Below are 12,634 nucleotides of genomic sequence, written 5' to 3' on the forward strand. Positions count from 1 at the left end.
ATCCAGCTCCCGAATGAATCAAGATTATTGCTATCTTTAATCATTCACATTTTATTGATTTCAACATCTTATTTTATGTCTATTATAGATCAAGCAGAAGCTTTTGTTATTGATTTTTTTGAGAAAAATCACAAGCCCATATATACATACCACAATCTGGAACACACAAAAAATGTGGTAAAACATGCAGGTAAAATTGGAACCATATTGGAATTTTCAGAAGCAGATATGGAAATCTTAATACTTGCCGCCTGGTTTCATGACACCGGCTATTTTCAAGGTTTTATCAACCATGAAGCAACCAGTAGTAAAATTGCTGAAGAATTTTTAAAAGAAAAAAATTACCCCAATGAGAAAATTGAACGAGTTTCGAGTGCGATTATAAATACCAAACTGCCCTATAAAGCGTGCGAATGTGATATTTCGAAGGCTCTTTGTGATGCCGATTTACAACATTTATCTTCGAAAAATTTCATGAAATCATCAGATAAACTGCGTGAAGAAAGATCTGCCTTAATCGAACACGAAATTTCAACCAAAACCTACTGGGAAGAAACTCTAAACTTCTTAAAAAAACACAACTACTGTACTGAATATGGCAAAAAGGTAATGGCAAAAAAGAAGGAACTCAACATTCAAAAAGTAACTGAGAAGGTTAATTCCTATCAAAATAAAGAGATTCAAAAACTCAATGAGAAAGTAATTAAACTTGAAAACCAAAACCTAAAATTAAAGATGCCTCAACGTGGTATAGAAACCATGTTTAAGGTTACGTCACGAAATCAAATTAACCTGAGTTCCATTGCCGATAAGAAAGCCAACCTGATGATATCAGTAAATTCCATCATCATTTCTGCCATTTTTTTCATTTTTAAGAATATCATGGAAGTCCCTCACTTCATAATCCCCTGTTTGATTCTTTTAGGCGTCAGTTTGGTAACGATTATATACTCCGTTTTGGCTACCAGACCCAACGTAACATCCGGAACTTTTTCGCAACAAGATGTTGAAGAAAAAAAAGTGAACCTTCTTTTCTTTGGTAATTTTCATCGCATGCATGTTGATGATTATTCTAAAGCGTTAAAAGGTTTGATGGTTAACTACGACGATTTGTACGACAGTTTGATTAAAGACCAATATTATTTGGGAGTTGTACTGGGTAAAAAGTACAATTTACTGCGCATATCCTATACAATTTTCATGTTTGGTTTAATTATATCGGTACTTAGTTTTATTTTTGCAGCCATCTACCAACCCGTTTTCTTTTAATTGTACGAGTAATGAATAAGGTTGGTGATTAAATCAACCATAAACCAACTGTCTCAAATCAAAATAGCACAATGAACTTGTTTTACACACCCGATATAGAAGATAAATTTTATCAATTAAACGAAATTGAGTCGAAACATTGTGTTCGTGTTCTTCGCTTGAAAGAAGACGATCAAATTCATTTGATTGATGGCAAAGGCAACCTGTTTACGGCCAAAATCATTGATGCGCATCCTAAAAGATGTACCGTAGAATGCATTGAAAAACAAGCTGAATTTGAAAAACTAAATTACAAGCTACATATTGCTGCTGCACCAACTAAAAATATCGAACGGACAGAATGGTATATGGAAAAATGTACCGAGATTGGCATAGATGAATTCACACCTCTTCTTTGTCAGTTTTCAGAACGAAAAGTGGTTAAGATCGATCGCCTTTTTAAAGTCATCACATCAGCGGTTAAACAATCTTTAAAAGCTTACCACCCGAAATTAAACGAACTAACTAAATTTAAAGATTTGGTAAAAACTCCTTTTGATGGTGAAAAATATATTGCACATTGTTACGAGGGAGAAAAAACGCATTTAAAAAACCTGTACTCTGCAAACCAGAATGCCTTAATTCTTATTGGTCCTGAAGGAGATTTTAGCCCACAGGAAGTTGAATTAGCACGAGCAAATGGATTCAAAGAAATTACTCTGGGAACAAGTCGATTGAGAGCTGAAACGGCAGGAGTTGTGGCTTGTAATATTATAAGTTTGGCAAACCAGTAAATTTCAAATTATTGATTTAAGAATACTAAAAATCTAATCCTAATTGTAAAATAGCACGCTACCTCAATGAAAAAAATCATTATTCTGTTTTTTATCATTTTGTTTAACCACAATGCTTTCTCACAAGAAAGTGGGGTGCGCATTGCGTTGCTCAAATATAATGGTGGAGGCGATTGGTATGCCAATCCCAGCTCATTACCCAATCTGATTGAATTTTGTAAGACCAATAAAATTGCCAATATTCAAGCCGAACCTGCCACTGTTGAAGTAGGAAGCAACGAACTCTTCTCCTACCCTTTTGTCCACCTGACAGGCCATGGCAATATCGTTTTCAACAGTCAAGAGGCTCATAACCTACGCCTCTATCTCGAAGCGGGAGGTTTCCTGCATGTAGACGATAATTATGGTTTAAATGCCTATTTCCGAAGAGAAATCAAAAAAGTATTCCCTAAAGAAGAACTTGTTGAACTGCCCTTTTCGCATCCCATTTACCATCAGGTTTATGATTTTAAGACAGGACTACCCAAAATCCACGAACACGACGGAAAAGCCCCACAAGGTTTTGGTATATTCCATAAGGGACGCCTCGTGTGTTTTTATACCTACGAATGCGACTTGGGTGATGGTTGGGAAGATCCATCGGTGCATAACGACACTACAGAGAATCATAACAAAGCACTTAAAATGGGGGCCAATATTTTAGCTTTCGTTTTTTCGCATTAGATTCCAAGCGGCTCACTTCATAAATCTACCCACAAAAGCTATCTTCTTTAAAAGAAAAAATCATTACCTTATAATAGGAATTAATGATAAAAGGAGATCGCTATGAAAATACCAAAGAATACCAAAGGAGTCATAGGCATTTTAACAGGTGGCGGTGATGTTCCGGGTCTAAATCCTGCCATTCGTGCCGTAACCATCAGAGCATTGCGCGAAGGTTACACCGTTTTAGGCATCCGCAAGGGGTGGAAAGGATTGATTGATATTATAAGAGATGAAAAAGCAGATAATAGCGAAAATTATTCCATCCTAACGGAAGAATTGGTCAATAGAGTCGGTCGAACCGGCGGAACCTTTCTGCACAGCTCCCGCATCAATCCATCAAAAACATCAAAATCCCGCGTTCCAATACACTTGCAGGATAAATACAATGCTGAAGTTAACGATCTTACGGAAGAAGTTCTGGCCAATCTGGCCTTTCTTAATATCGATTACCTAATTCCTATTGGTGGTGACGACACCCTAAGTTATGCGGTCCGCTTGGACATGGAAGGCTTTAAAGTTGTTGCGATTCCGAAAACCATGGATAATGACGTACCTGGAACGGATTACTGTATCGGTTTTAGTACCTGTATAACCCGAACCATATCCTTAACTCACAGCTTAAGAACCTCAGCTGGCTCACACGAACGCTTTTTGGTGCTTGAGGTATTCGGCCGTTATGCCGGATTCACTTCTATTTTGCCCACACTGGCAGGTGCTGCCAACCGTTGTGTTATTCCCGAGCACAAATTCGACATTCATCGACTCACCCAACTCATGCTTGAGGATCGATACAAAAATCCCAGTCGCTATTCAGTTGTGTTGATTTCCGAAGGGGCTGCTTTTACAGGTGAAGAAATGATTTTCCAGGATAACGTGACGGATGACTATGGACACAAAAAACTGGGGGGTATTGGTGAACGCGTCTCTGATCAAATGAAACTCTTATCACTCGAATACAATAAGGGAGTCCCCGTAAATGTAATTAATCAAAAATTAGGCTATTTAGTACGTTGCGGCGATCCCGATGCCATCGATTCCATTGTTCCTATGGCATTTGGCAACCTGGCACTCGATCTGATTATAAAAGGCATACACGGACGATTGATTACCCTTCGAAATGGGCGTTACGACAATGCGCCAATCGATATCATAACCAGCTCGAAAAAAATCGTGGATATTGACCGTTACTACAACACCGAACGCCTGCGTCCCAAATACAATAGTTTTGAACTGCAACCTCTCTTTTTAATGACAAGTCTTTAATCCAAAGTATTGCATGAGTGGCTACTCAATCATGTAGCCACTCTTACTTTATTAAAGCAAATTCATATTTTATCCTTTCAATTAATTTGTCTATTTTAGCACCGCCTTCCATGGGCACCCTACTATTTCAACCATCCCATTATCTTTTTTTATTAACTCAGCTGAATTTAAATCAGCAGAACAAACTTATTTTAGTATGTTAGAATTTTTAGGCATTTCTTATTTGGAATGGTTAGGTTATGCAGCGTCAATAATCGTATTTGTGTCACTTTCGATGACTTCAATTGTAAAGTTACGCTGGTATAACATGTTAGGTGCCGCCCTGTTTTCAACTTATGGTTTTTTAATTGGCTCTTACCCTGTAGCCTTCATGAACTTCTTAATTGTTTGCACCAATATTTATTATTTGGTAAAAATGTATCAGCATAAGGAAAACTTCAAAGTCATTGAAATCAACGGAAACGATGAAATTCTAAACTACTATCTGGAATCATACAAGAAAGATATTGCTAAATTCTTCCCTGATTTCACAAGAACTGAAGGCAAATTAAATGTTTTTGTATTGCGCGATATGTCGGTTGCAGGCATCTTTATTGGTGAGGTTAAAGATGATATCTTTAAAATTGATATTGATTATGCACTTCCCCAGTTCCGCGACTTTAAGGTTGCCAACTATTTGTATCAAAAACTTAGCGACATCCTTTCTCAACACGATGTAAAATGTATTGTTTGCGATTCAGATATTGAAGACAACTTGAAGTACATCAAAAAAATGGGCTTCGAAACCTGCACTCGTGAAGGCAAAAAAGTGATGTGTAAAAGCTTGTAATTAATGACTTTAATTCAGACTCGACATAAGAAATCCCGAAGCCAAAGCTTTGGGATTTTTTTATAAGCTAAATTTTAAATCCGAACAAAAAACTGTTTCAAGAAATACTTAATAATGACTATTTTTCTCATCAAATCCCTTAAAATCTTTTAAAACGTAGATTTTAAAATTATAAGTTTCTGCTCCACGGTGAAGAATTCTTCGAGTGGTAAAAGAGTCTAGCTGCTCAAAACTTGACTTTAAGTCGTCCTTAAGTGGATCTGTGCTAATATAAATTCCATAATAATTTTTATTAGTAAACTGTTCCAGTCCTGGCCAAAGGCTAAATTGATTCATCCGATTATTATAATTTAAGATGTAAGTTGTTGGTTGTTTATCGAGATAAAACTGCAATTCGGAACTGATATGATAACTATTGGAGAAAACAAAAAAACGTGTATCAGGTATATTGGCTTTCAAAGAATCAATATGTGTAGCAAGACTTTGCCAACCCGTCAATTTCTTTGTGGGATCCAATTCTGCAGGAACAATTTTCTGGATCCCCACTCTATCAAGAACCGATAAATTGGATAAAAGTAAAAGTAAGATAAAACTTGTACTTGCCAACAGGGCCAGACTACCAACTTTCTTTTTAATGACTGCCCAATGAGCCAAAGCAATCGGAATTGCTCCGTAAGCAAACATGGGCCAATTGACATTGATACCTGATTTTCTGGCAAATGCTATTGGTAAAAATGCAATAAAAACCAAAATCCCCGGAAGAATGAGAAACAACATTTCATCCGAAAGCTGTTTCCGAATCCACGATTTTATAATTTTAAAATAAAACACGATAAAAAATGGAGACAATACAGCTATTTGTCCAAGAATATACTCCAATAAATTCAAAGCCGTCTTTTTTATCGGAACTGAAACATCATTAGCACCACTGAGATATTGAAGGTGACGGAAACTTACAAAGTCATTTTTAATATTCCAGACAAGAACCGGTAAAAAAAACAAAAGACCTATACCAATTCCCATATAGAACTTTCGATTTCGAAGAATATAAGAATGACTCAGCAATATAAATACAAGTAGCCCAGGAATTAAGAATAATATTGTATACTTGGAAATGATACCCAAACCAAAGCTAATGCCAAACAAAACCCAATTCTTTAAAGAATCATTTTTAATAGCTTTCCAAAAGAAAAGCAGAGACAGAAGCCAAAATAGCAAAAGAGGACTATCCGTGGTAAAAAATAATGAAGGAATCCAAATAAAAGGCATGGCATAGGTCAAGAAAGAGGCTATAACAGCTGTTTTTCGATCATGAAAAAGTTCCAAAGCAAGAGAATAGCAGGTCATAGCAGTAGCAAACCCAATGAGAATGGCATTGATCCGAATACCAATAAGTGTATCACCTAAAATAGACGTAGAAATCCAATTCAAATAGGCTATTAAAGGGGGTTTGGAGTAGTAAGCTAGCTGAAGATGTCGAGACCATATCCAATATTGAGCCTCTTCTGAATCAATTTCTAAAGGGCCAAACTGTACATACAAAATTCTTAATATTGCAATAAAGACGTGTAAGGCCAGAAATAAATACAACACGGAATTCCTGCCAGAAAAAATAAAAGCTATTTTTTCCGGGATAAACTCAGATAAACGATGTGTATAGTGTCGTAAACGATTAATCATAAATTAAACAGGTATGAATCTATAAAACTGAACTGAAGATCCTTAAACTTCCAGCACACCCATTTAATTTACTTATTTTTTAGAGTTACATTTAAATATTACACTTCATTTTCCACCAAAGCAGCTGTAAAAGCCACGAATTGCAAATAATGTTTTTTATAAAATAATGAGATTTAACCCAACTTTATAAAAATAGAAAAGACCTCACAGGGATATCATTTAATTACAATCAAACCACTTTACAAATCGTTTGATACCTTCAGCAAAACTGACCTGTGGCTTGTAGCCGATTAATTTTTCTGCTCTGGAAATATCGGCATAAGTCTGTTTTACATCCCCTGCCTGCATTGGCAATCTGTTTATCAATGTTTCAACTTTGGCTTCTTTACCTAAGACCTCAATAAGCTCACTTAAAAGTACCGGAAAGCAATTTCCTAAATTTATCGTCTCATATACAGACTGATGGGTATCCAAATAATGACAAGCTTGAATAATCCCGCTTACAGTATCTTCAATATAGGTGTAATCTCTAGCTGTGGTTCCATCTCCAAAAACTGGAATAGATTTGCCCTCCCGCATTAAACGCAAGAATTTGTGAATGGCTAAATCCGGACGTTGTCTGGGACCAAAAACTGTGAAAAAACGGAGATTTATAATGTCAAAATCATATAAATGATGATAGGTATGGTTTAATAATTCACAACTCTTTTTGGTAAAGGCATAAGGCGAAATAGGCTCATCCAATTTGGAATCTTCCTGAAATGGAACACTTTCAGTATTGCCATAAACAGATGACGAAGATGCAAATGCCATTTTCTTTATCGACTTCTCGCGCATATAGGTCAAAATATTTTGAGTCGCCGTGATATTGCTGTCAATATAACTTTTCGGATCATCTATGGAAGGTCTGACCCCAGCCTTACCAGCTAAATGTATAATCAAATCAACATTCTCTTCAATCTGGTTGACGGGAATTTCTTTTCTCAGATCAATTTCATAAAAACTAAAATTTGAATGAGTTCTAAACCCCTCCATATTTCGCTCTTTTACAGCTTTGGGATAAAAAGGATCAAAATTATCAAGTCCAACAACCTGATACCCTTGTTCCAGAAGTCTTTCACATACGTGGGATCCTATAAATCCAGCACAACCCGTTACCATAATTGATTTCATGTGATTATCTTTTTTTAGTTTTTGCCATATAGAAGTGCCCACACATTTTCCAACTGTGTCAGAAATCTTGGACAGCGTTCAGTTTATAATTCGTTAGTTTTGATTAACCGTTAACGCAATACTTGTAAAATATTCTATTCTAAACTTTTGGGTCTTATAACAGACAGGTACTTTTGAAACCGAGCTCTATTCCCCGTACGGTTGTTATCAAAATAGTCTAAAACTTCAATCTCAATCCGATCTTTAATTTCTGTTGGCAATATGTCTTCAGGTTTTTGACTAGAAAGAACAACAAACGCCTTGTTCTCTGGCAATTCAGCGTTTTCTTCATAATCCCAAGGAGTTACATTTCGACCAATTTCCCAAACCAGTTCAATTCGGAAACCATCCTTCCCTATGCTATAAAAATTAAGGGACTTCACCGATTCCATTTGACGCACTTCCCTGATATCTCTAAAGTTAGGATTCTTATTTATAAATTGTCCAACATGTGGCATTATAAGCCCCTGAAATGTTAAAGTCAAGAAACCAATCGCTATCAACAGTTTATTAACGTCTTTCCTTTTCCATGCCCCGATCAGCAATACACAAAGGAATTCAAACACAATAGTCAGTAGGATAAAAATAACCAATGATATATACCCTGGCAAATAAAAGAGATAGAACAAAGCAAAGGGAATTGCAAAAGTGACCAATACAATCAAAAACACATTAACCCCAAACAAGATTTTATCCCACTTATCCGCCTTATTCTCCTTAAACACAGTCAATAAATAATTGAGATAATAAGCGACAATAAAAGCTGATGGAATCAATACAGGCAGTAGGTATCTATCTTTTTTTTCAGGCAATAATGAAAGCAGAAAAACAGAAGCCAAAGTCCATATAAGAGCTAATTTATACCCCTTGTGTTCCTGAAATCGCTTTAAGCCATAAGGGAATAATAAAGCTGTTGTAACAAATAAGGTCCATATACCCGATTGAATTGGAAAATTCCAGTAATACCAGAATGGTCTGACATGTCTGTTCATCCATGACCCCGATTCGAGTTTAGCAACAGCAGCCAACGCTTCGGGATGCATAAAATAAATATAGACAGGCCACCAAAAGCTAATAACTAAGAATACAAAAATGCTAAGTAATAAAGGGCGCCACTTATTTACAACGGGTTTGCCGCCATATAATGTGATGTATATCACTAAAAAAGGAAAAAGCACACTATAAAAGGCCACAGGGCCCTTACTCAGGAATGATAATCCTAACATAAGACCAGCACCTAAAAAGAGCTTCCAATTTGCCCCCTCTTTTTGCCAGGCTTTTACCAAAAGCCAAATGGCTCCCACCATAAAACTGTGGCAATAAATATCCCAGGTTCCGGTCCTCCCCATATGAAAGACATAAAATGTCGTCGCTAAAACAAAACCAACGATTAAAGCCAAGGTTCTGTTTTTGTGCAATTCGAAGGATAAAGAATAGGCGAAAAACACAAGTAAACTTCCCATAATTCCCGCAGGAAAACGAAGCATACTGATATTATCTATTCCAAACCAACCGCCAAAAATCGCAGTAATCCAAGTTGGGAAAGGAGGTTTTGCCAATCGTAGTTCACCATTCATGTTGGGAATAAGCCAGCTTCCATGCTCGAGCATATCACGGGCAGTTACAAAATTGCGTGCCTCCATTATATTTACAAACAAACTGCCATTATTCAGGAAGAATGCAAATACACAAACCACACTAAGTGTAGTGAAATGCAACAAGCGCTTATTCTGCATGAGACTTCTTTTTTGATTTTTATAATTTTAAAATTTACCCAATTGATTCAGCCAAATCTGTCTTAGGCTTTACTCTTCCTTATCAAATGAATATTTCGAGCATAAATAACGGCACCTAACCCCTGTCCCATTAATAAAACAGGATCTTTACGATAAACGGCATATGACAGAATCATCATGGCTCCAATTAAACTTATCAGCCAAAAACCTAAAGGAAGTACTGACTCACCTTTCTTCTCTGAGTAAATCCATTGGTAAATAAAACGAAAGGTAAAAATAATTTGTCCCATACTGCCCCATACCAGAAGCCAAAGTGGAATATCCTGATTATAAAACAGAAGGTGCAATTTGCTTTCGAAATTCACAGCCATGTAACCAAAAGCAAACAGAGGGCTTATCAAGCAAACAATTCGGGATATTAAAGGTAACTCTTTCCAATTCCCTTTCAATTGCAGATTTCGAATATAGATGAAGTAAGTGATAACTTGCCCCAGAATAATGGCAAAATCATCTCTTAATACACCATAGACAAATAAGAGCCATGCAGCTAAAATACTAAGCTGCCAAAAAATTGTTGGAGAAAGGGATTTTTTAGCATTCTCCGATTGAATCCATTGAACAATTAAACGGGCTGCAAATAGGCCCTGCGCCAAAAATCCGACGCCAAAAATAAAGTAATTGCTCATTATCCTTGTTTTGAAATTTCATAATCGATATATCGTTTCTTCATCCATCGATAAGCAAAACAATCGAGAAAAGGCCCGGTCAAACGATTAAACAAATGGTATTTAGCCTCTCCGGCAATTCTTGGAAAATGTCGAACAGGGACTTGTTTTACTTTCCCGTTCAGCATCAATGTTAGTGCAGGAATAAAGCGATGCATTCCCTTAAAAAAAGGCATTTTTTTTGCGTAAGAAGTTTCAATAACTTTTAATGGACAACCTGTATCCTCAGCATCATCCTTGGTCATGAAACGTCTAAAATTATTAGCGATCTTCGAACTCATTTTTTTCACAAAACTGTCCTTTCTATTTTGTCTCATACCCGTTACAAGCGCAAAGTCCTTGCGATGTTCCAATAACAAGTTAAAATCCTCCGGACTGGTTTGCAGATCAGAGTCGATATACCCAACATAAGGACTATCACAATAATCAATCCCCGCCTTAATAGCAGCACTCAAACCACAATTATTTAAAAGTGAAATATAAGAAAACGCCTCATTTCGTTGACAAATCAGTTCAATTATCTCTTGTCCATTATCTGTAGACCCATCATTCACAAATAAAACCCGGGAAGGTACCAAAGCGATTTGAAGAAAAGCTGAAAGTTCACTTTCAAGTCGAAGCAGGTTCTCTTCCTCATTAAAAACAGGAACAATAATTGTAAACTCAATCCCTTCCATTTCCATATTTAATTTATAGATTATATTATGTATAAATACGATAATCAGCACCGTAACACACACATGAAAAAATGATCGGCAAGTTATAAAAAACAAGCTTGGGCTCAAACTAAAAGCTCAGCTTTTTAAGCTTAATTCACGATGCTCATAAACGACTATACAATAACACGAAACAGCATACAAATGTACAATCCACTATAAAAAATAATAATTATTGATTACATCAAATGCATTTTTTCATACTTATAATCAGACATCTGTCCGTATCAAAATAACATTCTTTTGAAAACTTCGTGACATTTGACAACAATAGATACAATTCCCCCTCAGGATTACAAACAAAAACACATTTAAATCAAAAACTTACAAAACCAAAAGCAACCTTTTATGTTTTCTTACATCTTAGAATCAAATTCCAACAATTAATTCTATAATTAGTTAAATCAGTTTATCATTAAAACCTCGAACTAATGAAACGTATTTTATTTTTTACAATAATGTCATCAATGATTCTAGTTTCCTGTGATTTATTCGACTCAGATAAAAAAAAAACTGCGCCCACCCCCTTTCCCGAAAACATGGAGTTGGAAGCCAAATCCGTCATTGCGTCCAATAATGAATTTGGATTTGATTTATTCAAAAAAATATATCAGGATGATTCAGCTGAAAACATGATGATATCCCCCATTAGTATCTCTCTAGCCTTGGCCATGACCTACAACGGCGCTGAAAGAGAAACCCAAACGGCATTTGAAAACACCCTACACCTCACTGATTTCTCACGCGACCAAATTAATGCCATTTACCAAAATCTACAGAACTACTTGAAGAAAACAGACCCTAAAGTGAAAATGAATATTGCCAATTCGGTATGGAGCAAGCAGGGAACAAATGTTGAAGAAGAATTCAGAAAAAACATCCGAGAATTTTATAATTCAGAATTCCGAATCGAGGATTTTTCTAACCCCTCAACTCTGAATGCCATAAATAATTGGGTGGAAGATAATACGGAAGGTAAAATTCAAAATATTTTAGATAGAATTGACTGCGATGCATTCATGTACCTGATCAATGCCATTTATTTTAAGGGTAAATGGGCAAATTCATTTGATATTAAAAACACCTACAGTGGAATATTTACCGACGAAGATGCTGTAAATTCAACAGCCAAATATATGACTACAAATATGCACGTTGGATACCTGAATAATGATGTTTTCACAGCTCTTGAATTACCTTATGGGAACAATGATTATTCCATGGCCATCCTTTTGCCTAATGAAAACAAAAAAATAGCCGATGTTGTTGATCAGCTTAATGACTCAAACTGGAACCAATGGATGAATTCATTTTCAAAACTGGAATTAAACGTGCATCTTCCTAAATTCAAATTTGAATACAAGCAAGAGTTAAGTAATATTCTCATTCAGTTGGGAATGGAAAATCCATTCTCAAATACTGCAGATTTTTCAGGAATAAGTAGAGATTTACCTTTAAAAATCTCACGTGTCATCCACCAATCCTTTATTGAAGTGAATGAGGAAGGAGCTGAAGCAGCAGCAGCCACTGTCGTTGAGGTAAGTGTTAACTCAGTAGGACCGTCAAATTTTATAAAACTTAACAAACCTTTCTTTTTTGCTATAAAAGAAAAACAAACCAATTCCATAGTGTTTATGGGAACTTTTAAAAAACCATAAACATTTGT

The 12,634-nt window shown here is 36.0% G+C and carries 11 protein-coding genes; 6 read left to right on the top strand and 5 right to left on the bottom strand.

Annotation, left to right across the window (positions count from 1 at the left end; all coding sequences use genetic code 11):
- Nucleotides 1–75: 75 nt before the first annotated feature.
- The 5 genes from EV201_RS14425 to EV201_RS14445 all read left to right on the top strand — a co-directional run bounded on the left by EV201_RS14425 (nucleotide 76) and on the right by EV201_RS14445 (nucleotide 4,899).
- Nucleotides 76–1,269, top strand: coding sequence for a Pycsar system effector family protein (locus EV201_RS14425; protein WP_130308352.1), 1,194 nt, complete (start codon nucleotides 76–78; stop codon nucleotides 1,267–1,269).
- A 71-nt stretch (nucleotides 1,270–1,340) separates the two neighbouring features.
- Complete coding sequence (locus tag EV201_RS14430; protein WP_130308353.1) at nucleotides 1,341–2,042, top strand: 16S rRNA (uracil(1498)-N(3))-methyltransferase; 702 nt, start codon at nucleotides 1,341–1,343, stop codon at nucleotides 2,040–2,042.
- A gap of 66 nt (nucleotides 2,043–2,108) precedes the next feature.
- Nucleotides 2,109–2,765, top strand: a complete 657-nt coding sequence (locus EV201_RS14435) for a DUF4159 domain-containing protein (RefSeq protein ID WP_130308354.1) — start codon at nucleotides 2,109–2,111, stop codon at nucleotides 2,763–2,765.
- A 102-nt stretch (nucleotides 2,766–2,867) separates the two neighbouring features.
- A complete protein-coding gene (locus EV201_RS14440; RefSeq protein WP_130308355.1) occupies nucleotides 2,868–4,070 on the top strand; it encodes a 6-phosphofructokinase in 1,203 nt (400 codons plus the stop codon).
- A gap of 196 nt (nucleotides 4,071–4,266) precedes the next feature.
- Nucleotides 4,267–4,899 (top strand): YgjV family protein, encoded by a 633-nt coding sequence (locus EV201_RS14445; RefSeq protein WP_130308356.1) that lies wholly within the window; start codon nucleotides 4,267–4,269, stop codon nucleotides 4,897–4,899.
- A gap of 108 nt (nucleotides 4,900–5,007) precedes the next feature.
- Here EV201_RS14445 and EV201_RS14450 read toward each other — a convergent pair whose 3' ends face one another.
- From EV201_RS14450 to EV201_RS14470, 5 genes are all read right to left on the bottom strand, one after another.
- Nucleotides 5,008–6,579, bottom strand: coding sequence for an ArnT family glycosyltransferase (locus tag EV201_RS14450; protein WP_130308357.1), 1,572 nt, complete (start codon nucleotides 6,577–6,579; stop codon nucleotides 5,008–5,010).
- Between the two features lie 219 nt (nucleotides 6,580–6,798).
- Nucleotides 6,799–7,752 carry a GDP-mannose 4,6-dehydratase gene (locus EV201_RS14455; RefSeq protein ID WP_130308358.1) on the bottom strand — a complete coding sequence of 318 codons (954 nt, stop codon included), beginning with the start codon at nucleotides 7,750–7,752 and terminating at the stop codon, nucleotides 6,799–6,801.
- A gap of 134 nt (nucleotides 7,753–7,886) precedes the next feature.
- Complete coding sequence (locus EV201_RS14460) at nucleotides 7,887–9,527, bottom strand: ArnT family glycosyltransferase (protein WP_130308359.1); 1,641 nt, start codon at nucleotides 9,525–9,527, stop codon at nucleotides 7,887–7,889.
- Between the two features lie 62 nt (nucleotides 9,528–9,589).
- The gene (locus EV201_RS14465) at nucleotides 9,590–10,213 is read right to left on the bottom strand and encodes a lipid-A-disaccharide synthase N-terminal domain-containing protein (protein WP_130308360.1); all 624 of its coding nucleotides are present in this window, start codon (nucleotides 10,211–10,213) and stop codon (nucleotides 9,590–9,592) included.
- Nucleotides 10,213–10,935 carry a glycosyltransferase gene (locus tag EV201_RS14470; protein ID WP_242610499.1) on the bottom strand — a complete coding sequence of 241 codons (723 nt, stop codon included), beginning with the start codon at nucleotides 10,933–10,935 and terminating at the stop codon, nucleotides 10,213–10,215. The genes EV201_RS14465 and EV201_RS14470 overlap by 1 nt, the downstream gene beginning before the upstream one ends.
- A 464-nt stretch (nucleotides 10,936–11,399) precedes the next feature.
- Here EV201_RS14470 and EV201_RS14475 point away from each other — a divergent pair, with 464 nt between their 5' ends.
- Nucleotides 11,400–12,626, top strand: coding sequence for a serpin family protein (locus tag EV201_RS14475; RefSeq protein ID WP_130308361.1), 1,227 nt, complete (start codon nucleotides 11,400–11,402; stop codon nucleotides 12,624–12,626).
- The last annotated feature ends 8 nt before the right edge of the window (nucleotides 12,627–12,634 follow it).

It is taken from the genome of Ancylomarina subtilis (assembly GCF_004217115.1).
GTDB lineage: Bacteria > Bacteroidota > Bacteroidia > Bacteroidales > Marinifilaceae > Ancylomarina > Ancylomarina subtilis.